Source organism: Bacillus sp. M6-12, assembly GCF_002860285.1.
Taxonomy (GTDB): Bacteria; Bacillota; Bacilli; order Bacillales; family DSM-1321; genus Peribacillus.
Map to the genome: position 1 here is coordinate 38,101 of NZ_PGVF01000027.1, position 23,917 is coordinate 62,017.

The 23,917-nt window shown below is 42.4% G+C and carries 24 protein-coding genes; 21 read left to right on the forward strand and 3 right to left on the reverse strand.

Going from position 1 to position 23,917, the window contains the following annotated elements; all coding sequences use genetic code 11:
- The first annotated feature begins 19 nt into the window (after positions 1-19).
- The 18 genes from CVD28_RS22930 (at position 20) to CVD28_RS23015 (ending at position 18,011) form a co-directional block, all read left to right on the forward strand.
- A complete protein-coding gene (locus CVD28_RS22930; RefSeq protein WP_374702564.1) occupies positions 20-2,185 on the forward strand; it encodes an HD family phosphohydrolase in 2,166 nt (721 codons plus the stop codon).
- Positions 2,182-2,658 (forward strand): rRNA maturation RNase YbeY, encoded by a 477-nt coding sequence (gene ybeY / locus CVD28_RS22935; protein ID WP_101597023.1) that lies wholly within the window; start codon positions 2,182-2,184, stop codon positions 2,656-2,658. Before CVD28_RS22930 ends, ybeY begins: the two co-directional genes overlap by 4 nt.
- Complete coding sequence (locus CVD28_RS22940) at positions 2,636-3,010, forward strand: diacylglycerol kinase family protein (RefSeq protein WP_101597024.1); 375 nt, start codon at positions 2,636-2,638, stop codon at positions 3,008-3,010. Before ybeY ends, CVD28_RS22940 begins: the two co-directional genes overlap by 23 nt.
- A 162-nt stretch (positions 3,011-3,172) precedes the next feature.
- Positions 3,173-3,571 carry a cytidine deaminase gene (locus tag CVD28_RS22945; protein ID WP_101597025.1) on the forward strand — a complete coding sequence of 133 codons (399 nt, stop codon included), beginning with the start codon at positions 3,173-3,175 and terminating at the stop codon, positions 3,569-3,571.
- A complete protein-coding gene (era, locus tag CVD28_RS22950) occupies positions 3,564-4,490 on the forward strand; it encodes a GTPase Era (RefSeq protein WP_101597026.1) in 927 nt (308 codons plus the stop codon). The genes CVD28_RS22945 and era overlap by 8 nt, the downstream gene beginning before the upstream one ends.
- A 105-nt stretch (positions 4,491-4,595) precedes the next feature.
- On the forward strand, positions 4,596-4,739 hold the full coding sequence (locus tag CVD28_RS22955; RefSeq protein ID WP_101597027.1) for a YqzL family protein: 144 nt from the start codon (positions 4,596-4,598) through the stop codon (positions 4,737-4,739).
- A 190-nt stretch (positions 4,740-4,929) separates the two neighbouring features.
- Entirely contained in the window at positions 4,930-5,682 is a 753-nt protein-coding gene (gene recO / locus CVD28_RS22960; protein WP_101597028.1) for a DNA repair protein RecO, read from the forward strand.
- A gap of 552 nt (positions 5,683-6,234) precedes the next feature.
- Entirely contained in the window at positions 6,235-7,125 is an 891-nt protein-coding gene (gene glyQ, locus CVD28_RS22965; RefSeq protein WP_101597029.1) for a glycine--tRNA ligase subunit alpha, read from the forward strand.
- Complete coding sequence (glyS, locus tag CVD28_RS22970; RefSeq protein ID WP_101597030.1) at positions 7,118-9,190, forward strand: glycine--tRNA ligase subunit beta; 2,073 nt, start codon at positions 7,118-7,120, stop codon at positions 9,188-9,190. Before glyQ ends, glyS begins: the two co-directional genes overlap by 8 nt.
- A 158-nt stretch (positions 9,191-9,348) precedes the next feature.
- On the forward strand, positions 9,349-9,984 hold the full coding sequence (locus CVD28_RS22975) for a helix-turn-helix transcriptional regulator (RefSeq protein ID WP_101597031.1): 636 nt from the start codon (positions 9,349-9,351) through the stop codon (positions 9,982-9,984).
- A gap of 14 nt (positions 9,985-9,998) precedes the next feature.
- On the forward strand, positions 9,999-10,802 hold the full coding sequence (locus CVD28_RS22980; protein WP_101597032.1) for a pyruvate, water dikinase regulatory protein: 804 nt from the start codon (positions 9,999-10,001) through the stop codon (positions 10,800-10,802).
- Positions 10,803-11,195: 393 nt separating this feature from the next.
- Positions 11,196-11,660 (forward strand): YaiI/YqxD family protein, encoded by a 465-nt coding sequence (locus CVD28_RS22985; RefSeq protein ID WP_101597033.1) that lies wholly within the window; start codon positions 11,196-11,198, stop codon positions 11,658-11,660.
- 43 nt (positions 11,661-11,703) lie between these two features.
- Positions 11,704-13,515 (forward strand): DNA primase, encoded by a 1,812-nt coding sequence (gene dnaG / locus CVD28_RS22990; RefSeq protein WP_101597034.1) that lies wholly within the window; start codon positions 11,704-11,706, stop codon positions 13,513-13,515.
- 41 nt (positions 13,516-13,556) lie between these two features.
- Positions 13,557-14,696, forward strand: a complete 1,140-nt coding sequence (gene rpoD / locus CVD28_RS22995; RefSeq protein ID WP_101597035.1) for an RNA polymerase sigma factor RpoD — start codon at positions 13,557-13,559, stop codon at positions 14,694-14,696.
- Positions 14,697-14,992: 296 nt separating this feature from the next.
- Positions 14,993-15,538 carry a hypothetical protein gene (locus tag CVD28_RS23000; RefSeq protein ID WP_101597036.1) on the forward strand — a complete coding sequence of 182 codons (546 nt, stop codon included), beginning with the start codon at positions 14,993-14,995 and terminating at the stop codon, positions 15,536-15,538.
- Positions 15,539-15,709: 171 nt separating this feature from the next.
- Positions 15,710-16,081, forward strand: coding sequence for a cytochrome c550 (gene cccA, locus CVD28_RS23005; protein WP_101597037.1), 372 nt, complete (start codon positions 15,710-15,712; stop codon positions 16,079-16,081).
- Positions 16,082-16,185: 104 nt separating this feature from the next.
- The gene (locus CVD28_RS23010) at positions 16,186-16,896 is read left to right on the forward strand and encodes a tRNA (adenine(22)-N(1))-methyltransferase (protein WP_101597038.1); all 711 of its coding nucleotides are present in this window, start codon (positions 16,186-16,188) and stop codon (positions 16,894-16,896) included.
- Positions 16,893-18,011 carry a Nif3-like dinuclear metal center hexameric protein gene (locus CVD28_RS23015; RefSeq protein WP_101597039.1) on the forward strand — a complete coding sequence of 373 codons (1,119 nt, stop codon included), beginning with the start codon at positions 16,893-16,895 and terminating at the stop codon, positions 18,009-18,011. Before CVD28_RS23010 ends, CVD28_RS23015 begins: the two co-directional genes overlap by 4 nt.
- A gap of 201 nt (positions 18,012-18,212) precedes the next feature.
- Here CVD28_RS23015 and CVD28_RS23020 read toward each other — a convergent pair whose 3' ends face one another.
- The gene (locus CVD28_RS23020) at positions 18,213-19,157 is read right to left on the reverse strand and encodes a 4-hydroxy-3-methylbut-2-enyl diphosphate reductase (protein WP_101597040.1); all 945 of its coding nucleotides are present in this window, start codon (positions 19,155-19,157) and stop codon (positions 18,213-18,215) included.
- 150 nt (positions 19,158-19,307) lie between these two features.
- Entirely contained in the window at positions 19,308-20,138 is an 831-nt protein-coding gene (locus CVD28_RS23025; RefSeq protein ID WP_257985961.1) for a YqfQ family protein, read from the reverse strand.
- Positions 20,139-20,340: 202 nt separating this feature from the next.
- Between CVD28_RS23025 and CVD28_RS23030 the strand changes: the two genes are divergently transcribed.
- Entirely contained in the window at positions 20,341-21,654 is a 1,314-nt protein-coding gene (locus CVD28_RS23030) for a DEAD/DEAH box helicase (protein WP_101597041.1), read from the forward strand.
- 34 nt (positions 21,655-21,688) lie between these two features.
- Complete coding sequence (locus CVD28_RS23035; RefSeq protein ID WP_101597042.1) at positions 21,689-22,582, forward strand: deoxyribonuclease IV; 894 nt, start codon at positions 21,689-21,691, stop codon at positions 22,580-22,582.
- Between the two features lie 69 nt (positions 22,583-22,651).
- On the opposite strand, the gene CVD28_RS23040 is transcribed toward CVD28_RS23035, so the two are convergent.
- On the reverse strand, positions 22,652-22,909 hold the full coding sequence (locus CVD28_RS23040) for a DUF2624 family protein (protein ID WP_180954283.1): 258 nt from the start codon (positions 22,907-22,909) through the stop codon (positions 22,652-22,654).
- Between the two features lie 200 nt (positions 22,910-23,109).
- Here CVD28_RS23040 and CVD28_RS23045 point away from each other — a divergent pair, with 200 nt between their 5' ends.
- Complete coding sequence (locus tag CVD28_RS23045) at positions 23,110-23,883, forward strand: metal ABC transporter ATP-binding protein (RefSeq protein ID WP_101597242.1); 774 nt, start codon at positions 23,110-23,112, stop codon at positions 23,881-23,883.
- Positions 23,884-23,917 lie beyond the last annotated feature (34 nt).

Sequence of the window (23,917 nt, forward strand, 5' to 3'; positions counted from 1 at the left end):
TTCGCAAGGAGGGGGAAGTTTGAATAAGTTAAATGCCTATTTAACGAAAGTGAAGGACTTGTTGGGAATTAAGGTTTTTCAAATTGTCCTTCTCCTGTTTCTGGGAGTTTTCTCATATGCTGTCATGTATTCTAATGTCAAGCCCGAAAAGGTGTCTGTCGAGCTGTTCAAACCTGCGGATCAAACGATTATCGCAGGAAAAACAGTAGAGGATACATTTAAAACGGAACAGGAAAAGAATGATATCGTCAAACAGGTTTCTGACGTTTATTCCGTAAAAAAAGAATATGCACAAAATAAGGTTGATTTGGTGGCATCCATTTTCGATTCCGCAATCGAGGTAAAAAGTGAAACAGCCCCGCCTCTTCAGGGGACAGGGAAACCCGAAAAACCGGAAGCCCCTCTTCCGATGGAGAAAAAGGTCCAGCTTCTTAAGGGAAAACTGACGGATGAGGTGAATAAAGACCTTCCAAACCAGGTATTCACCGCTTTGGTTGGAGCTTCAGAAAGCGATATTCAAATCGCTAAAGACTCGACAATTACAGTTGTAAATAACGTAATGAGCACTAGAATTCCCGCAGATGAAGTCGAGAATGCTAAAAAAAGGGCAGAAGAGGAACTGCGGTTTTCAAGTCTAAATTCAGAATTAAAAGCGGCTTCGATTGCTTTGGCCAGGTATGTAATCATCCAGAATGTTTTTTTTGACAGGGAAAAAACAGAGGAGCAGCGCCAGAAAGCTCTGGAAAGTGTAGAACCGGTTAAAATTCTGCAAGGGCAGATTATTGTTGTGGAAGGGCAGCTTGTGGACCGGGAAATCTACCGCAAACTTGAACTGACAGGAGTTTTGGGAGAGGATAACACGAGCCAGCCTTTTGTAGGTCTTGGAATCATCATTATTCTGACTGTTGCGGCTCTTTACTATTTTTTCAATTCAACGGAGGAAAGTAAGGATTTCAAAACAAATCATTTAATTATTTTTATAATTGTTTTTTTGGTAGCCTTGTCATTCATGAAAACAATCAGCCTTTTCTCGGGAAACAGGTATCCTAATCTCGGATATTTCTTTCCCGCAGCCATGGCCTCCATGCTCATTAAGAATCTTTTAAATGAACGGTATGCCGCAGCGGCTACCATTCTGCTTGCCGGGTTCGGAACGATTATTTTTAACGAAGGCAGTACGGGGATTCTGGATATTCCGATTGGACTTTATATCCTTTTCAGCGGTATGGCGGGCATTATCATTCTTACAAGCCGTAATTTTAAGTCGAGAATATTGTCTGCGGGGCTTGCCCTGTCACTTGTGAATTATGCTCTCATTCTTTCTTTGCTTTTCATTGCAGACGGACACTATTCAAAAATAGAGTTTTTGTACTATTTTGCAGCTGCACTTGTTTCGGGGCTGCTTTCTTCGATTCTGACCATTGGCCTGCTGCCATTCTTTGAAGCTGGCTTTGGCGTGCTGTCGACGATGAAGCTCATCGAACTTTCTAATCCTAACCATCCGCTTCTCAGAAAAATACTTACAGAAGCACCGGGAACTTACCATCACAGCATAATGGTTGCCAATCTTGCTGAATCAGCCTGTGAAGCAATTGGAGCTAATGGGCTGCTGGCAAGAGTAGGATGCTACTATCACGATATCGGGAAAACAAAACGTCCGCAGTTTTTTATTGAAAATCAAATGAATATTGATAATCCTCACGACCGTCTGCCTCCAGCCACAAGCAGGGATATTATTATTGCCCATGCAACAGACGGAGGGGAAATATTGCGGAAACATAAATTGCCAAAGGAAATTGTGGATATTGCCGAACAGCATCACGGAACGACACTGCTTAAGTATTTTTATCATAAAGCTTCCCAACTGGGAGAAGATGTTAAAGAAGAGGACTATCGTTACCCGGGTCCTAAAGCGCAAACGAAGGAAATTGCAGTGATTGGAATTGCAGACAGCGTGGAAGCGGCTGTCCGGTCAATGGCACAGCCGACCGCAGAAAAAATTGAAAGCCTCGTTGTCAGCATCATCAGCGACCGTCTGCATGATCACCAATTTAATGAATGCGATATAACTATGCGGGAGCTTCAAATTGTGAAAACATCGCTATGCGAAACATTAAATGGGATATTCCATTCCAGGATTGAATATCCTGAATTTCAAAAAACGGAACAGAAGGTGAAGGCATGATATTTGATATCGATTTTATTGATGAAACGAATGAGGTATCGGAACAAGAAACTTCCATGATTGAAAAGCTGCTCCAATTTGCTGCCGCCAGGGAAGGAATAGAGGAGGATTGCGAGCTTTCTGTTACTTTTACAGACAACAATCGGATCCGGCAAATTAATAAGGAATATCGGGACAAGGATGCAGCAACCGATGTCATTTCTTTTGCACTGGAGGAAATGGGTGAAGAGGAAGTGGGAATTGTCGGTGCTGATATGCCGCGGATGCTAGGAGACATTATCATATCTGTAGAGAGGACTAAGGAGCAGGCTGAAGAATATGGCCATAGCTTTGAACGGGAGCTAGGGTTTCTCGCCCTTCATGGTTTTCTGCATCTCCTAGGCTATGACCATATGGAGGAACAGGATGAAAAAGTAATGTTTACAAAACAAAAGGTTATTTTAACAGAGTATGGGCTTACAAGGGAACAGTAACCGCAAGCACTCATTGTTAAAAAGTTTTGGATTTGCTTTTTTTGGAATTTATACGGCTGCACGTACAGAAAGAAATGTTAAAATTCACTTAGGCATTTCAATAATTGCTTTGCTCTTTGGCTGGCAGCTGGGGATATCTCCGCTTGAATGGCTATTTGTATTAACTGCCATCGCTGGTACTGTCGCCTTGGAAATGGTTAATTCGGCTATTGAAAGAACAGTGGACTTGATTACGGCGGAGCGCCATCCATTGGCAAAGCAGGCAAAGGATATCGCAGCAGGAGCAGTATTGGTTTATAGTCTGTTTTCAGTCTTAGTTGGAGCAGTCATCTTTTTACCCAAGATATTTTAATGGTGTCTATACATATCGTGTTTATATTGTTAGAAAATTCTAACATTTATATTACATTTTGAAAAAAGCATATATAAGACAGGGATTTTCGAGGTAAAATAAAGAAAAATCCCTTTCTGAAAATAATTGATAAATGGAACGGCTTAGAAGGGAAGATCCGCAATGGAAATAGAAGCATTAATTCAAGAAGCTAACATAGCAAGGGATAAAGCCTATGTACCGTATTCAAAATTCAAGGTAGGGGCTGCACTGCTTACTGAGGACGGGAAGGTATACCATGGCTGTAATATTGAAAATGCTGCTTACAGCATGACTAATTGTGCAGAGAGGACAGCGCTTTTTAAGGCTTTATCGGAGGGTGACCGCAGGTTTACGATGATCGCCGTAGTTGCGGACACAGAAAGACCGGTTCCGCCATGCGGGGCATGCAGACAGGTAATTGCCGAATTGTGCCCAAAGGAAATGAAAGTTGTTTTAACCAACCTAAAAGGGGATATTAAAGAATTAACAGTTGATGAGCTGCTGCCAGGAGCATTTTCACCGGAGGATTTACATGACTAAACTATTTGATTCAGAAACGAACAATCATAAATCAGGTTTCATTTCAATTATTGGCAGGCCAAATGTAGGAAAAAGCACTTTCCTGAATAGGGTTATCGGCCAGAAAATTGCCATTATGAGCGATAAGCCACAGACTACACGCAACAAGATCCAGGGAGTATTAACGCTGGATGATTCACAAATGATCTTTATCGATACACCCGGTATCCATAAGCCAAAGCATAAACTGGGCGATTTTATGATGAAGGTCGCAACAAACACCCTGAGGGAAGTTGACTTAATCCTGTTTATGATCAATGCTCAGGAAGGAATTGGGCGCGGCGATGAATTCATAATTGAAAAGCTGAAGGGTGTCAAAACACCCGTATTCCTGGTAGTAAATAAGATTGACCAAGTCCATCCGGATGAACTTCTGCCATTAATTGAAACTTATAAGGATTTACATCCGTTTGAGTCGATTGTTCCGATTTCAGCTCTTGAAGGAAACAATGTAGAGACGCTGCTTGCACAAATTAAGGAGCATTTGCCGGAAGGACCACAGTTTTATCCTGCAGACCAGGTGACAGATCATCCCGAGCGGTTCATCATTTCTGAACTGATACGTGAAAAGGTCCTTCACCTAACGAGAGAAGAAATACCTCATAGCATTGCCGTCGTGATTGATACCATTAAAAAAATGGATAACAGTGAAACAATTAATGTAATGGCAACCATAATTGTAGAGCGTGATTCGCAAAAAGGAATCGTTATCGGCAAACAAGGGAAGCTGTTAAAGGAAGTGGGCCAGAGAGCAAGGCTAGATATCGAGAATCTGCTGGGTTCAAAGGTATTCCTCGAGTTATGGGTCAAGGTTCAAAAGGATTGGCGCAACCGGGCCACACATTTACGGGATTATGGTTTCAGGGAAGACGAGTATTGATAAATTATTAGTAAATTTTGCTTCACATCATTATTAAACGAACGGTCAAGCTAATCTTATGGCAGGAATTTAAAAATGCTAGTAAAACGGAAAGGTGGGCTTTATATGTTGGATTTTACCTGGAAAGTATTCAGTCAGACAGGTAATGTGGACACTTATCTGCTTTTTAAAGAGCTTGAAGTGGAAAGACACGAAAGACCCGAAAGAATGGAAGAAGAACTAGCAGAAATTGACTTTCCAGTCTCATAGTTAAACGGCTTGGGTAAATAAGCTGTTACGTCTTTCGCAACAGCAAATTGTTCCTTTGTCGCCAGTGAATAATTATGATGTGGGCCAGGTCAGTACCTATTTATAGGTATGCTCTAGCAGCATAGAAGATTCTGTAATCTGGCAATTATTATGGATTTGTCTTGTGTTCGCAAACAGGTGGTGGCCTATTTTGTTTCAAAAGTGTGAAGGCATTGTGATTCGCCGGACAAATTACGGAGAAAATAATAAAATAATTACTTTATATACCCGTGAGTGGGGTAAAACAGGAGTGATGGCAAGAGGGGCAAGTAAGCCAAACAGCAGGCTCTCGGCTGTCACTCAGCTTTTTTATTACGGGTATTTTCTCGTTCAGCCCTCAACTGGCCTGGGAACCCTTCAGCAAGGGGAAACAATCAACAGCCTTCGTTCTATAAGGGAGGATATTTTTGCGACCGCGTATGCCTCCTATATTATCGAATTGCTGGATAAAAGCGTGGAGGACAAGAAAGCGAACCCGTTCTTATTCGAACTCGTTCTCCAAACCCTTATGTACATAGATGAGGGGTACGACGCAGAAATTCTTAAATTCATTTTCGAGATGAAAATGCTCCCGGTGCTGGGATTGACACCGACTCTGGATCACTGTGCCAATTGCGGTAACACAGAAGGGGAATTTTCTTTTTCATTAAGAGAGGGCGGGTTTCTTTGCCACCGATGCTATGAAAAAGATCCTTACCGGATAAAAATTTCACCTGCTTCATTGAAGCTGCTGCGATTATTTTACTATTTCGATCTTACAAGGCTGGGAAACGTTTCAGTAAAGCAGGAAACGAAAAAAGAGCTGGAGCGCGTTATTGATACGTACTATGAAGAGTTTTCCGGCCTGCAGCTGAAATCAAAAAAATTCTTAAAGCAAATGGACAATTTAAAGGACTTGCTTTAATATTTTTCTAATTGCCAGCGTTAAGTCATAAAATGCCGCTGTCAGATTTCTATCGAGTTGAATTTGGTCTTATCAGTATTTGACATTCCGGAGCCACTCGGATAAAATCTATTCATAATATTTCGTTGCTTTGATGGAAAGGAGTACCTATAGCACTCTGTATTAGCGAACCTGGGATAGTGGGAGCCGGGGTATGGAAGCTTTAGGGAAGGCAGTCCGGAGCAATTATTCTGCAAAGTGCAGAAAAAAGAGGCCGATTTGTTCGGCAAGTAGGGTGGAACCGCGGGTAACTCTCGTCCCTATGCTAATCAGGCATAGGAACGGGAGTTTTTTGTTTTTTACATAAAACGGCGTGCCCGGACAGAAAAGCGCAAGCGCCCTGATGAAGCGCTGACAGAAGGTGCTTTTTGCCTTCCGAAGCGATTGGCTTAGACCAAGGGTGTAACGGTACTTGGTTACGCACTCGGGGGACTGGGTGCTGGGGCTAGACATCTGTACTTGTTAAAAAAGTATACTTTCTTATCTTAGAACTAAAATTTTTGGAGGTGCACGATGAATATTCAAAACATGATACTTACTTTGCAAAAGCATTGGTCAGACCAGGGCTGCATTTTAATGCAGGCCTATGATGTAGAAAAAGGTGCAGGAACGATGAGCCCCTACACATTCCTGCGGGCTATCGGGCCTGAACCGTGGAACGTAGCCTATGTAGAACCTTCAAGGCGACCGGCTGACGGACGTTATGGTGAAAATCCGAATCGCTTATATCAGCACCACCAGTTTCAGGTGATCATGAAGCCTTCGCCGGATAATATCCAGGAACTTTATTTGGATTCATTAAAGGCTTTAGGGATAAATCCGCTTGAGCACGACATCCGGTTTGTAGAAGACAACTGGGAAAACCCATCCCTTGGATGTGCAGGCCTTGGCTGGGAAGTATGGCTTGATGGGATGGAAATCACGCAATTTACCTATTTTCAGCAGGTAGGAGGATTAGAGTGCAAGCCGGTTTCTGTGGAAATCACTTATGGAATCGAGCGTCTGGCCTCGTATATTCAGGACAAAGAAAATGTGTTCGATTTGGAGTGGACAGAAGGTTTTACAGTCCGGGATATCTTCATGCAGCCGGAATATGAACATTCAAAATACACCTTTGAGACTTCTGATGCAGATATGCTGTTCCAGCTGTTTTCCATGTATGAAAAGGAAGCACAGCGCCAGATGGAAGAAGGTCTGGTTCATCCTGCTTATGATTATGTCCTGAAATGCTCTCACGTTTTTAACCTGCTAGATGCAAGAGGTGCCATTTCAGTTACCGAGCGTACGGGCTATATTGGCCGCTGCCGCAATATGGCACGAAAAATTGCCAGAACATTTTATGATGAAAGGGAAAAGCTAGGGTTCCCAATTCTGAAACAGAAGGGAGAATTCATCAATGAGTAAGCGTGATTTGCTGCTTGAAGTAGGACTCGAAGAATTGCCGGCACGCTTTGTTACGTCTTCAATGGAACAGCTTTCTGAAAGACTTCAGAAATGGCTGCAGGAAAAGGCGATTGAGTTTGGAAGCGTTGTTGCGTATTCCACACCGCGGAGGCTTGCAGTACTTATAAAGGATGTTTCAGAATCTCAAAAGGATATTAATGAGGAAGCTAAAGGGCCGGCGAAAAAAATTGCTCTTGATGCTGAAGGAAATTGGTCAAAAGCTGCTATTGGTTTTACCCGGGGACAGGGTGTGACTGTGGATGATATCTTCTTTAAAGAAATAGCTGGCGTTGAATATGTCCATGTGAAAAAATTCATAAAGGGCCAGCCAACGGCCAATCTTTTAAGCGAGCTTGGCCAAATTATTACATCAATGACTTTCCCGAAAAATATGAGATGGGCAAACCAGGAATTGCGTTTTGCCCGCCCTATTAAATGGATCGCTGCTTTATTTGGGGAAGAGGTTATTCCCTTTAGTGTGGCGGATGTGGAGAGCGAACGGAAAACAAAGGGGCACCGTTTCTTAGGAGAAGAGATTTCGCTTTCTAATGCTTCTTCATATGAATCCGAGCTTAAAAACCAACTTGTCATTGCTGATCCCTCAGCGAGAAAAGCGCTCATTCTCAAACAGCTGAAACAGCTTGAACATGAGAATAAATGGCAGATTCCCGTTGATGGAGATCTGCTGGAAGAGGTAACGAATCTAGTAGAATTCCCAACCGCTTTATTTGGCGGATTTGAACAGGAGTACCTGGAGCTTCCGGAAAAAGTCCTAATTACATCCATGAAAGAACATCAGCGCTATTTTCCTGTCAGGAACGCGTCAGGTGAATTGCTCCCTTACTTTGTAACTGTCAGAAATGGGGATTCGAAAAACATCGAGACCGTCTCTAAAGGAAATGAAAAAGTATTAAGGGCCCGTTTGGCTGATGCCTCTTTCTTTTATAATGAAGATCAAAAGATTGAAATTGAAGCTTCGCAAAAAAAGCTCGAATCCATTGTTTATCATGAAGAACTTGGAACATTGGCCGAAAAGGTTGGCCGTGTGAAACAGCTTGCCCTATCTCTTGCTGAGGCTTTAGGTGTAACTTCTGAGGAGAAAGAGCTTACAGCACGCGCTGCTGAAATCAGCAAATTTGACCTTGTAACAAACATGGTATACGAATTCCCTGAACTTCAAGGATATATGGGTGAACGGTATGCTCGTATTAAAGGAGAAAACGAGGCTGTTGCAGCAGCTATTAATGAGCATTATATGCCAAGGCATGCAGAGGATAACGTACCTCCGTCGCTGATCGGTGCTGTGCTTAGTGTTGCCGAGAAGATGGACACAATTGCCGCTTTCTTTTCGATCGGAATTATACCTTCTGGCTCCCAGGATCCATATGCGCTAAGAAGGCAAGCGAGCGGAATCGTAAATATTTTAACCGCAAAGAAATGGGAACTTACCGTTGAAGAAATCGTTGATATGGCGCTGGATTCTCTTCAAAAGGCTTCAAAAGGCTCAAGAGATGCTGCAGAAGTGAAGAGTGAAGTCCTGCAATTCTTAAAAGCGCGTGTGAAACACCTGCTGTCTGAAGAGGGAATTCGCTATGATATTGCAGACGCTGTTCTGGAAAATCAGCTTGATATCCTTTCTTCCCTTGTGGAACGGGCACAGGTACTTGAATCCCGAAAGGAGGACCCTGACTTTAAGGGGAATCTGGAAGCGTTAAGCAGGGTTATTAATCTGGCATCAAAGGCTGAAGATAATGGCCAAATCAATGAAGCAAATTTCGAAAATGACTCTGAACGGGCGTTGTACAATAAATTCCTGTCTGTTCGGGACAGCTACAGCTCACTCACAAGTGAGGCAGAAAAATTTGATAGTTTAGTGTCATTAAAGCCAGAGATTGAAGATTTCTTCGACAATACGATGGTAATGGCGGAAGACCCTGCATTAAGGGAGAACAGGCTGGCACTTCTAAAAACAATTAGCTTTTATATACGCCAGTTTGCAGAGATGAATAAAATCATTGCTTCATAATCCGGCTGAGAAACAACTTTTAAATTGTAAGACCTGCTTGAAACTTGGCAGGTCTTTGCATTTTGGCAAATATTCTCCGTTATTAAGGTTCCTTTATCTTTTCATTTGTAGAGGATAGTATATAATTTATATAAATAATCCATTAAGAGCGGCGGGCGGTGAGGAAAATAGAACTGAACAAAAGGCAGGAACGGATACTGCAAATCGTGAAGGAAAACGGCCCCATTACAGGAGAGCATATCGCAGACCAGCTGAATTTGACGCGTGCAACCCTGAGGCCCGATCTTGCTATTCTTACAATGGCCGGATATCTGGATGCAAGGCCGAGGGTGGGATATTTCTACACAGGAAAGACAACAACCCAGCTGTTGACCGACAATCTGAATAAACTGTATGTTAAAGATTTTCAATCTATACCTGTTGTCGTAGGTGAAAGTATTTCCGTCTATGATGCGATTGTTATGATGTTCCTGGAAGATGTTGGGACACTGTTTGTCGTCGACAAAGAATCGGTTTTAGTTGGAGTTCTGTCTAGGAAAGACCTGCTCCGGGCCAGCATAGGTAAGCAGGAGCTAAACACAGTTCCCGTTAACATTATTATGACAAGGATGCCTAATATCACAGTGTGCAAGAAAGATGACCTGCTGATAGATGTTGCCAAAAAATTGATTGAAAAGCAAATAGACGCGCTCCCGATCGTAAAAGAGACGGAGAGGGGTTTTGAGGTAACCGGGAGAATAACGAAAACCAATATCACCAAGGCTTTTCTGTCTCTTGCAGCCGATGATTTGTAGAAGGGGGATACTTAGTGAATTCGATTATATATGTTGTTTCAGACTCTGTCGGCGAAACTGCTGACCTTGTTGCGAAGGCCGCAATCAGCCAGTTTGCTGGCACAAATTTCACATTAAAACGCATTCCATATGTTGAGGACGAACAAATTATCGACGAAGTGATATCGCTTGCGAAGCTTAACCAGGCCATTATTGTTTATACACTTGTAAGGCCGGAAATCCGGGCTTATCTGCAGGATCAGGCCAGCAAGGAAGATGTTCTGGCGTACGATATTATTGGTCCGCTTATGGATATTCTGCAAAAAAAATCCAATTCAGATCCATTGAACGAGCCGGGCATGGTAAGGAAGCTGGACGAGGACTATTTCAAAAGAGTGGAAGCAATTGAATTTGCTGTCAAATACGATGATGGACGCGATCCGCGCGGAATTCTGCGGGCGGATATTGTCCTGGTTGGCGTTTCGAGGACATCCAAAACCCCGCTTTCCCAATATCTTGCCCATAAACGGTACAGGGTTGCCAATGTTCCTCTGGTGCCAGAGGTGGAGCCGCCGGAGGAGCTATTCCTCGTTTCACCTGAGAAATGCTTCGGTTTAAAGATCAGTCCGGAAAAATTAAACCATATTCGAAAAGAAAGGCTTAAGTCGCTGGGGCTGAACGATCATGCCATCTATGCGAATGTCGAGCGCATTAAGGAAGAATTAAAATACTTCGAAGGTATTGTTTCCCGGCTGAATTGCCCAATTATAGATGTGACGAATAAAGCAGTGGAAGAAACAGCTAATTCAATTATTAATATTATTCAAAACCGAAATTGATAGTCTATCTGGCCAAAGATTGATTGCGGGTGCTGGAGCTGATGAACGATGTGGCTTAAAAGCTGATGAGCTTTTGCCGAAGGGACTCACTCTGAACCCGCTATTTTATGTGGTAAATACCGGGTATTTTGTTACTGAACATTCACTATTCCTGCGGATCCATATTAAATTGCGGCCAGTAAAGTTTTTTATTAGAATTTTTGATACATGTATACTATAATAAAAAATTGTGATAAAAATAAATTCTCAAGGTTTAGACTTGACTAAATAGGAATAAACTATTAACGGTGAGTTGTCAAGGTTTCAAGTATAATATAATTCGACAAATCCTCCTCCGTAAAACATTTGTAAAGGAGAAAAAGGATAATTGAAAAAAGTGTAGAATTAAAAGATATGATAAAGAACCTTAAAGTTTTTGTGGATGCAGACGCCTGTCCTGTGAAAAAGGAAGTCATTGAATGTGCGGATGTGCACAAGCTTCCTGTTTGCTTTGTCGCTTCGATCAAAAATATGATGAATGAGCCGGCTGCTGGAGATTGGGTCCATGTTGATGCAGATAAAGAAGCTGCCGACTTATATATCATCAATGCATCTAAGCGAGGAGATATTGTTATCACTGCAGACATCGGTCTTGCGGCTACAGCACTTGCCAAAGGTGTTTATGCGCTTTCCCCCAGGGGAAAGGAATACAATGATGACAATATTCAGACGTTGCTGGATATGAGATTTTACTCCGCAAAGCTTAGAAGGCAAGGGAAGCATACTAAAGGGCCAAAACCCTTTACATCGGCTGACCGCCTTAGGTTTAAAGAATCCTTTGCGGAAATATTGTCGAACCTTGAAGGATTTTGCGATTGAAATCTAGAATTATGTTTATCACCGCGAAAAAAGGTGAGCGTATATGACTAATGCCCGGATTGATGATGAAACAATTAACCAGATTCGAGATGCTGTCGATATCGTCGATGTTATTGGTGAATATGTACAGTTAAAAAAACAAGGGCGAAATTACTTCGGCCTTTGTCCGTTTCACGGTGAAAGCACCCCTTCTTTTTCGGTATCACCCGACAAACAGATTTTTCATTGTTTTGGGTGCGGTGCAGGCGGAAATTCATTTACGTTCCTGATGGATATAGAAGGGTACAGTTTTCTTGAAGCCGCTAAAAACCTCGCGGAAAAAGGGAATATTACGCTGAATATTGAAATCGGATCTCAATCATCAAAGCCTGACCTTCCAGAAGGCGTAAAACAAATAATGGAGGCGCATGAGCTTCTTAAAAAGTTTTACCATCATCTGTTATTGAATACCAAGGAAGGACAGGATGCTTTAGAATATTTGCTGGACAGGGGATTCACCGAAGAAACGATTAAAAAATTCCAGATTGGATATTCCTTGGATTCCTGGGACTTTGTCTATAAGTTTCTGACCAAACGGGGATATTCCAGTGAAACTCTGGAGGATGCGGGCCTCATAATCATGAGGGAAAGAGACGGCACCTATTTCGACCGCTTCAGAAACCGCATCATGTTTCCGATTGCCGACCATCAGGGTAATACGATTGCTTTTTCAGGCAGAGCGATGGGGGACAATGAGCCTAAATATTTGAACAGCCCTGAAACAGCAATCTTTAATAAAAGCAAAATTTTATATAATTTTCATTCAGCAAGACCGCAAATCCGAAAAAAGGAACAGGTTGTGCTTTTTGAGGGTTTTGCAGATTGTATCTCCGCTGTAGCAGCTGGTGTTGACCAATCAGTTGCGACTATGGGAACATCTCTTACTCCACAGCATATTGAGCTGATAAAACGGAATACTTCCAGTGTTTTGATATGCTATGACTCTGATTCTGCAGGTATTACAGCTGCAGACAGGGCCTCAACAATGCTTCAGGAGGCCGGATTGTCGATTAAGGTAGCACTTATGCCGGATAACCTGGATCCCGATGATTATATAAAGAAATATGGGGCTAAGAGCTTTGTAACAGATGTCATCGGCGGGAGTTTAACTGCAACAGGATTCAGGCTTCAATTTTTGCGCCGGGGGAAAAACCTGAATCATGAAGGTGACCGCATTCAATATATTGAAGCGGCTCTGCGAGAAATATCCCGGCTGGGCAACGCGGTAGAAAGAGACCATTATCTCAGGCAGCTTTCTGCTGAATTCACGCTTTCACTCGATGCATTGGAACAGCAGCAGAGGCAGATCTTTTATGCTGAAAAAAAGAAAGGCCAAATGCCTGGTCCAAGCACGGTACAGCCACTGGTCAGGCTGCAATATGAACAAAAGCTGCGTCCTGTTTATCAGAACGCAGAAATTCAGCTGATTTTCCATATGCTAAAAAGCAGGGAAACCGCTCAAAAAGTCCAGGAGATGATGGGCACCACTACATTTAATGTGGATGACCATCAAGCTATTATTACGTATCTTTATGCTTTTTATGAGGACGGACACGAGCCTGATTCCAGTTTTTTTATGACTTATCTGCCCGATCCAAACCTGAGAAGGATTGTATCTGAAATAGAAATGCTGTCCATAAATGAGGAAGTTTCTGATAAGGAGCTATCCGATTGTTTAAAACAAGTGTTGAAATATGAAAAATTGTTAAAGATAAAAGAAAAAGATGAAGAAAGAAAAGAAGCGGAACGCCTTGGCGATACTATGAGGGCTTCACAAATCGGGATGGAAATCATTAAATTACGAAGGCAGTTATAAATAGGCAGGCAATGGTGTAAGTTTTGGAAGGAGGGGAACACATGGCTGATAAATCAGCGCGTTCCAAAGAGGTTGATAACGACTTGAATATAGATCAGGTAAAAGATCTATTAGTTGAGCAGGGTAAAAAGAGAGGTAATCTGACATTTGAAACAATCACTGAACGGATGGCCAGTTTTGAAATGGATTCCGATCAGATGGATGAGTTTTATGAGTATCTCAGTGATCAGGGAATTGATGTAGTAGCCAAAAGTGATCTGGAAGACGACGATGACGAGGATAATCCGGATATCCAGGAGCTCGAAAAAGAAGAGGAATTCGATTTGAATGACCTTAGCGTTCCTCCTGGGGTAAAGATTAATGATCCAGTCCGGATGTACCTTAAGGAAATCGGCCGGGTCGATCTGTTATCAGGCGAGGAAGAAATAAAGCTGGCTACCCGGATTGAGGAAGGCGATGAAGAAGCGAAACGCCGTCTTGCTGAAGCCAACCTTCGTCTGGTAGTCAGTATCGCAAAAAGATATGTAGGCCGCGGCATGCTATTCCTGGATCTAATCCAGGAAGGAAATATGGGCCTCATTAAAGCGGTTGAAAAATTTGATTACCGGAAGGGTTTTAAATTCAGTACGTATGCTACATGGTGGATTCGCCAGGCGATTACCCGCGCAATTGCTGATCAGGCACGGACAATCCGCATACCGGTGCATATGGTTGAGACCATCAATAAGTTAATCCGTGTCCAGCGCCAGCTTCTGCAGGATTTAGGCCGTGAACCTTCGCCTGAAGAAATTGCCGAAGATATGGATTTGACACCAGAAAAGGTCCGGGAAATTCTTAAAATCGCTCAGGAGCCTGTGTCTCTTGAAACACCAATTGGTGAGGAAGATGATTCCCATCTGGGAGACTTTATTGAAGATCAGGATGCAACTTCTCCTTCTGAACATGCTGCATATGAGCTACTAAAAGAGCAGCTCGAGGACGTCCTTGATACACTGACGGACCGTGAAGAAAATGTCCTGCGTCTGCGCTTTGGGCTGGATGATGGCCGCACCCGAACACTTGAAGAGGTCGGCAAGGTTTTTGGCGTAACCAGGGAACGGATTCGCCAAATTGAAGCAAAAGCGCTTCGTAAGCTTCGCCATCCTAGCCGGAGCAAAAGGCTTAAGGATTTTCTGGAATAAAATAAAGGCTTAGCTTTAAAACAGCTTGCTCCTTCTTGGACGGGCTGTTTTTTTTTGTTTGTAATGGCTGCTTTCGCATTTATTGTTGTTTCGTATCCAGACCATCCATTTTTTAAATACCCCTAAAAATGCATTAAAAGCAGCAAAGTTTACAAAAAGAACCATTGTAAATGATATAGAATTTCAACACCGAGATGTATTTCGCTGCTAAAGTCATATTCTATGCAAAATATTGAAAACCTTTTCCATTTTTCCGATATAATGAAGTGACGATATTATTTTTAGGAAGTGCGTCCATGAATGAAACACGGAAGAAAATAATCATCAATGAAATACTATACTGGAAAAAAGCCCGTATGCTCCCAGAGCAATACTGCGATTATCTGCTCGCTCTCTATAGTGAGGGAGAAGATTTTGATACAGAAAAAGAAGATGGAAATGGCAGATTTTTGCGGATGCTGCCGTATTTAGCAATTGCTTTTATTACAATTAGTGCCATATGTTTGACTAATTTTACTCAATTACCATTTAAATTGCAAATCGTCATTTCAACAGCTGCTGTGATCATTCTTTTAGGTTTTGCATTCTTATTTTCCAGAAGAAGACCCCTCTTGCAGGTATGCTTGATTGGGGCTTCTCTTATGCTTTTGGGTGTTACATTAGATATAGTAGAGGCATTTGCCCCTAGGAGCAACTCTGTCCTTTATATATCATTATTGGCAAATTGTCTGCTATGGTGGGGATCCGGAAGAAAATTATCTTTGCCTTATTTTACAATTGCAGGCATTCTTGGCACAGGGGTTATTTGTTTCTTTATGGCAAGACTGATTTTTGGTTTATGAAATTTGAAAGTTTTTCCAAAATAATAGAGAAAAATTTGTCTAAATTACGAATTTATTTTTTCGCTATCATTTTAGGTCTTTCCCTTATTAGTTTTTTACAGTAAAATATAAGTTGTTTGTATATAATTTATTTTGTAGACAGAAAAGGTTATACATAGGGGAGGTAAATCTATGAATCGCAATCCGATTATCCCATTCGTCCTAATTATGGCGTTAGGTATTGGTCTCATGTTCTTTCTTTCATTTAAAGGCTTAGGAGATTCCAAGGATCTTGTAGCTGAGCATGAAAACGGCGGAAAGAAAACAGAAGAAAAAACTGCATCTGCTGATCCAGAAGGACTGGTAAAGCAAAGCTGTGTAAGCTGCCACGGAGCAGATTTAAGCGGCAGTGTAGGTCCGGCATTAAAAGGTGTTGGCGACAGGAAATCACAGGATGAAATTAAGGAAATCATAAAGAACGGTACTGGCGGCGGAATGCCTGGCGGCTTAGTTCCTGATGACCAGATTGACGGCGTGGCTAAATATCTGGCCGAGCTTAAATAATCAGATTTTTTTTGAAACTATGGCAGTCCTTTGCATATGCAAAGGACTTTTTTTATACTAAGGGGAGTACTGGCCAAATTGTAATTAAGAGAGTGGAGATAAACATGAATCACGAACAATTATCAAAACGGTTGGAAAGAGTTGCTTCATACATACCTGCAGGAAGTGTACTTGCGGATATTGGATCCGACCACGCTTATTTGCCTTGCTACAGCATTTTGAACAATCAGGCTTCAAAGGCAATAGCCGGTGAAGTGAGCGATGGCCCATTTAATTCAGCGAGGCAGCAGGTACGGCAAACTGGCCTTGACCAATCCATTTCTGTCCGGAAGGGGGATGGGCTTGAAGTCCTGGCACCTGGGGAAGCAACCTGCGTCACCATTGCCGGCATGGGCGGAACTTTAATTGCTTCAATTTTAGAAAATGGAAAAGAGAAGCTTCGTTCTGTAGAAAGGCTAATTCTTCAGCCGAATGTTGGCGCTATAAATGTGCGTCTATGGCTTATGGAAAATAAATGGGAGCTTATAAATGAAGAAATACTGGAAGAAGACGGGAAAATCTATGAAATCATAATTGCTGAAAAAGGAGAGTCTCTGCAGCCATACCAGAAAGAAAAGGAAGCAGGTTTGCTTTTTGGTCCATTTCTGATGAAACAGAAAAATGAGGTATTCAGAAAAAAGTGGAGTATGGAGCAGGAACATTGGAGAAAAATACTTCAGCAGATAGAAGAAAGCGGCCAAGGAGATTCCGTACTGGAGAAGCGAAAAGAATTGGCTGCTAGAATTGCAATGGCAGAGGAGGCTTTAAAGGATTGAAAACGCCAAATGGATTTGAAATAATAGAGCTTTTTGAGCAATGGTCTCCTAAAGCGTTCTCGATGGAAGGTGACCCAATCGGACTGCAAATTGGAAGCCTTAATAAACCCATAACAAAAGTGATGACCGCTCTGGATGTTTTGGACGAAGTGGTAGATGAAGCAATTGAGAAAGGCGTACAGCTGATCATTGCCCATCATCCGCTGATTTTTAGGCCATTGAAAAATATCAATACCGATCAGTATAGCGGACGGATGATTGAAAAGCTGATTAAGCACGATATTGCCGTGTATGCGGCTCATACCAACCTTGACGTCGCCCGGGGCGGAGTTAATGATTTGCTTGCTGAGGCGCTTGGATTGGAAAGCACAAAGGTATTAATCCCAACATACAGCCAAACGATGAAAAAGTTAGCAGTTTTCTGTCCGGAGGATGTTCAGGATAGCATGCGGACGGCTTTAGGGGATGCAGGGGCAGGAATGATTGGCAATTATAGCAGCTGCTCCTTTACTTCAGAGGGAACTGGCCGCTTCCTCCCGGGGGAAAATAGCAATCCGGCGATTGGTAAGCAGGGTGTACTGGAAGAAGTAAAAGAAGTCAAAATTGAAGTTATCTATCCGGCTGAAAGAGAACGTAAAATTCTGTCAGCAATGTATAAGACGCATCCATATGAAGAGCCGGCCTTCGATATTATTTCACTAGATAATCAGGGAGAAAAGCTTGGACTCGGTCGCATCGGGAAGCTGAGGGAGAAGATGACACTCACAGAATTTGCCGGATTTGTGAAAACAGCGCTAGGCGTTCAGGGAGTCCGTGTTGTCGGTGACCCGGATGCGGCAATAATGAAAGTTGCCGTTCTTGGCGGAGATGGCAACAAATACATTACCCAGGCTAAATTCAGCGGAGCCGACGTTTATGTTACAGGTGATTTATACTATCATGTTGCCCATGATGCCATGGCACTGGGGCTCAATATTGTAGACCCTGGACATAATGTTGAAAAAGTCATGAAGCTTGGCGTTAAGAATAAAATGGAAAAATTATGCGGTGAGAAAGGCTTCAAAGTGGATTGGATTGCTTCAGAGGTTCACACAGATCCATTTACCTTCTTATAGTTAGGGGAGCCGTTCTTACATAATAGAGCTTGCTATACGAAAAATAAACGGATTAACAGCAAAAAACCTTGTCGGTTCTGAAGACAAGGTTTTTGCTGTTCATTATGTTAGACAATTTTGGGTAATCCTTAAGTCGGAAGTTACAGCGTTGCCAATTAAAAATTTATTGTTTTATCACATGGAAAGGATTTTTTGCCTGTTTTATAAGTTTGTTTTAACCTTTGGCAAAATCTTTTTGAGCGGCACTTTCCGTTCTCTGGCCCATGTAGTTTCATCTGCTGGATCATAGGCCTGAAGGAAGGAGACCACTTCCTTTGTAATAGGAGTAGGGGTTGATGCCCCTGATGTAACAGCAACCGTTTCGGCTCCTTTTAACCAATCAAGGTTAATTTCAGAGACATCGGCCACCCTATAAGCCTTTGTACCGGCAATTTCCTCTGATACCTGTGCCAGCCGGTTTGAATTATTGCTTTTAGGATCGCCAACCACTATTAAAACATCCGCCTCTCCAGCCTGCTGTGCGACAGCTTCCTGGCGCACCTGTGTAGCAAGGCAGATTTCTTTATGGACTTCGGCGTGAGGATATTTTTCTTTTACAATCTCCATGATATCAGCTACATCCCATTGACTCATGGTTGTCTGATTCGTTACGATTAGCCGCTCACTCTCTAGGTGAAGATTTTTTACATCCTGTGCTGTTTCTACCAGATGAACGATTTCAGGAGCCACTCCAACAGCCCCTTCGGGTTCCGGATGTCCTTTTTTGCCGATATAAATAATTTGATAGCCAAGTTCTTTTTTTTCTCGAATTAAATCATGTGTGGCCGTTACGTCCGGACAAGTTGCATCGATTGTAATCAATCCCTTTTCTGACGCAAGCTGGCGAACCTCGGGAGAAACCCCGTGAGCAGTAAAGATAACTGTACCGCCATTCACCTTTTCCAGGATCTCTTTTCGGTTTTTTCCGTCTAATGTTATGATGCCTTCCTCTTCAAAAGCATCTGTAACATGTTTATTGTGGACAATCATGCCCAATATATAAATAGGGCGCGGCAAGCTTTTATCCAAAGCTGCGTTTCGGGCTATGACCATTGCATCTACTACACCGTAACAGTAGCCGCGCGGCGAAATTTTAATAACATTCATTTTGCTTCCTCCTCGAAAAACGAAGCAGCCTGACTTTTTGGCATGCTGTTCTACCATACTATTATATAAGAGGAAGAGCGGGATTACAAAGGTTGCTATCTGCAGGATACCGCATAAATGAATAAAGGAGATTGGCTGCCGCAGTAAACTTTAAAAGAATAGTCTTGGTGCTGAATACTTTTTTTCATGGTTCTTTGCAGGTTTGGAAGATGTACTATCATTGAGCTTTATTTCTTCCTGATCAGAGTCATCATAGTCCTCTAGTTTTTCATCCTCCAGCTCGGTTGTGTGCAGGCTGTCTTTGTAGTCTTCGGATTCAGGATCTTCCACAGAGCCTGTGTCGGATTCCTTGAGCCCCTTATACAGCTTCCACAAGGCAGGGAAATTTTTCACAAGCGGACCGTATTGCTGGATCATCGGTCCAACTGATTCAGCTGCCTGCAGCACCTTTTGCGTATTGGATAAAAAAGAGTTTAGGCTACCCGGATTTTTCAGGCTAGCTAACAGCCCTCCGGTTTCAGGCTTTGAAGCAGTAGGCAAAGAAAACATCGATATAGGTTTAGGCTGAACGGGCTGGCCTTTGCCCAACAGCTTAGATAGAAGTCCGCCTCTTGCCTGCTGCTGTCCAAATGAGCGGCCCTGGTGCTGCTGATTAAACATCCCTTGCTGTGGGGGGACGCGGTTAAATAATCCTTGCTGAACCGCTCGCTGCTGGGAAGGACCACGGCTAAACATCCCTTGCTGAGCCAGGCGCTGCTGCTGAGGAATTTGGTTAAACATCCCTTGCCGGGCCGGTTGCTGTTGAAAAGGACCACGGAACCCTTGCTGAAACGGACGCTGCTGAGAAGGTGAGCTGCCATTCATCCCATGCGTGTAGGGCTGTTTTTGTTCAAAAAAACCTGAACTGTTACGGGAACCCTGCTGGGTTGATGGCCGATATCTAAATTCGTTGCCCGGGTGCTGATTTCTTTGCTGATACATTCTTTATCCCTCCTTTAAAAAAACATGGGTTTCGTCATAATAAAATATGCAAATATCATAAAAAGGTTTTATCTGCTTCCGCTATTTGTTATGGCACCCTATGTAGGGTATGATATAAGTGGTTTTCTGCAGAAAAAACAATTATAATAACTAGACATGTCTAAATAATGTGCGGACTTGAACTGCGATAAGGAGTAAATATATGACACAAAACCATTTTGAAAAATTTCAGCTGCAGCCCTATATAGCTGCTGCTGTTGAATCCCTCAAGTTTGACAGGCCAACTGAAATACAGGAGCGGGTGATTCCTTCCGCGCTTAAAGGGACAAGCCTTATCGGCCAATCCCAGACAGGGACAGGAAAAACACATGCATATTTGCTGCCGGTTATGAATAAGATTGATCCTTACAAAGAAGAGGTACAGGCTATTATTACTGCGCCAACAAGAGAGCTGGCGAATCAAATCTATCAGGAGGCTTTAAAAATTGCCGGCCACTTTCCTGAAGATGCCTCCATGCAGGTCCGTTTATATATTGGCGGGACCGATAAGCAAAGGACTGTAGATAAGCTCAAAACCCAGCCTCAGCTTGTTATTGGTACCCCTGGCCGGATCAAGGATTTAGTTGAAGAACAGGCGCTGCAGGTTTTTACAGCAGATATGCTTGTAGTTGATGAAGCTGATTTGATTCTTGATATGGGATTTATTGAAGATGTAGATAAGTTTGCGGTAAGGATGGCAGAAAAATTACAAATGCTTGTTTTCTCGGCAACCATTCCTGAAAAATTAAAGCCATTTCTAAAGAAATATATGGAAAATCCAAAGCATGTTCATGTAGCCCCTAAGCAGGCAGCGGCTGTAAATATTAAGCATGTTTTGATTCCCCGCCGTCACAGGGATAAAAATAGTTTATTGTACGATATTCTTATTCAATACAACCCATATATGGCTATTGTGTTTACAAATACGAAGAAAATGGCTGACCATGTCGCCAATTCTCTAATTGAAAAAGGGCTGCGGGTTGGCCGGATTCATGGAGATTTATCGCCTCGTGAACGCAAAAAAATGATGAAGCAGATCAATGAATTGGAATATCAATATATCGTTGCAACGGATTTGGCAGCAAGAGGAATTGATATTGAGGGCATCAGCCATGTTATCAATTATGAGCTTCCTTCTGATTTAGATTTCTATATCCACAGAACAGGCAGAACAGCGCGGGCTAACTTCTCAGGAATTGCAGCAACTATTTATGAGACCTCTGATGAAGATGCACTGAACAAGCTGGAGAAAATGGGAATCGAATTTGAAAATACAGATATCCAAAAAGGTGAATGGGTAAAGATAGAGGACAGAAATAAACGGTCAAAACGCAAAAAGCAGGAAACCGATTCAGATGCAACGGCTAGGCTAATCACAAAAAAACCTGCAAAAGTTAAGCCGGGCTATAAAAAGAAAATCCAAAGGGAAGTTGAAACCTATAAAAAACGCCAGCGCCGTCTAAATAAGAAGAAATAATTTTGGTGCGGAGTAAGGGAGAGGAGATGAAAAAATGGTAAAAATCGGATCGCATGTATCGATGAGCGGAAAGAAAATGCTTCTTGCCGCGAGCGAAGAGGCCGTTTCCTATGGTGCATCCACATTCATGATCTACACGGGTGCCCCTCAGAATACAAGGCGCAAAAAGATAGAGGATTTAAACATCGAAGCCGGCAGAAGGCATATGGAGATGCATGGAATTAAAGATATTGTTGTGCATGCACCATATATCATCAACATCGGAAATACAGTTAATGCTGATACATTTGATTTAGGTGTCAGATTTTTACGGACCGAAATCGAACGTACGGAAGCGATCGGAGCAACCCAGATTGTTCTTCATCCCGGGGCCCATGTAGGCGAGGGGACAGAAGCCGGAATCAAGAAGATTATTGAAGGGCTTAATGAAGTGCTGACCCCGGAACATAATGTCCAAATTGCGCTGGAAACGATGGCAGGGAAGGGATCAGAGTGCGGAAAAAACTTTGAAGAGCTGGCAATGATTATCGATGGAGTCAACTTAAGCGATAAACTTTCCGTGTGCTTTGATACTTGCCATACCCATGATGCGGGCTATAATATTGTTGAGGATTTTGATGGGGTACTAAATGAATTTGATAAAATTATAGGTATTGACCGTCTTCAGGTGCTTCATATTAATGACAGCAAAAATGCGATTGGGATGAGAAAGGACCGTCATGAAAATATCGGCTTTGGCCATATTGGCTTTAAAGCGCTTAATTATATCGTCCATCATCCGCAATTGACAGAGGTTCCAAAAATTCTTGAGACACCTTTCGTAGGGGAAGACAAGAAAAATAAAAAACCGCCTTATAAACGGGAAATTGAGAGTTTTATGAAACAGGAATTCGATGCAGACCTTCTGGATAAAATAATGGCAGATTAAAACCCGCTTTAGCCATTTTGCTCACGTTAAGTATTTAAAACAGGCCGGAATCATATTCCGGCCTGTTTTTCATGTATTGGTTAATGAAAGGAAGATACTTTCAATTTGGGCTGCGGTTTCATTTCCAAGGATTATAGAAACCTGTTTGATGACCCCATCCCTTTGTCTTTTATCGAATATATTAATATTTTTCCCATTAAGGATCTTGCTTATTTTTTCAGCCTGGCTATATTCTATTGAGATTCCGTACTGCCTCGCAATTTCCTTTAGCTCACCTGCCTGTATCCGGTTAAGCTTATGGTTAATCATCATTTCGTAAAGCTTCATTCTATCCCTCCTCTTTTTTAACATATGAGAAAGTTGCTTGGCCGTGAACTGAAACAATAAGAAATTGGGGAATGGAAAACTGCCAAGGCCGGTTTCTTTACAAAAAGGCAAAAATCACTTATAATTTTCGAAGTAAATCGGAATGATTCTTAAAAAAACTTCCTTGATGGAATTAACATTTGTTTCAATTGAAAAGGGTGATGAATTTGAAGGGTCCATCAAATCGTTTGATTATCAAGGTTGATAATCTTTCATATAAATACGAAAAAGACAATGTTCTAGAACATGTTTCAATGGAAATTCCTTATGGAGCATTTCTTGGCCTTGTAGGCCCTAATGGCTCCGGGAAATCAACATTGCTTAAGCTGCTGCTTGGGCTTCTCCGTCCGCAGCAGGGGGAAATCGAGTTATTTGGCACCGATATCCGCAGCTTTAAAGCTTGGGACAAAATCGGTTTTATTTCCCAAAAGGCAAACTCCTTTAATAGCGGTTTCCCTGCGACAGTTTTTGAGGTTGTTTCGTCCGGCTTAACAAAAAAAATTGGTTTGTTCAAATTTCTTCGCGCTGAACATCGGAAAAAAGTGATGACGGCATTGGACTCCGTGGACATGGCTTCTTTCGCCGGCAGGAATATCGGTGAACTTTCAGGAGGACAGCAGCAGCGGGTTTTCATCGCCAGGGCGCTTGTCAGCGATCCGGAGCTGCTCATTCTCGATGAACCAACCGTTGGTGTTGACGCCCAGCATGTCAGCCAATTTTATGAACTGCTTTATATGCTTAACAGGGAGCTGAACATTACACTCTTGATGGTCACGCATGACGTAGGCACTATTACGGATAAAATTACGCATGTTGCCTGTTTAAATAAGTTCTTGCATTTTCATGGCGATGCAGAAGAATATAGGGAAATGGATGATAACCAGCTTTCATCAATTTACGGACATGGCGTGCAATTAATTAGCCATAACCATTAAAATGTTACTGCTATAACTGCCATGATAGGAGATG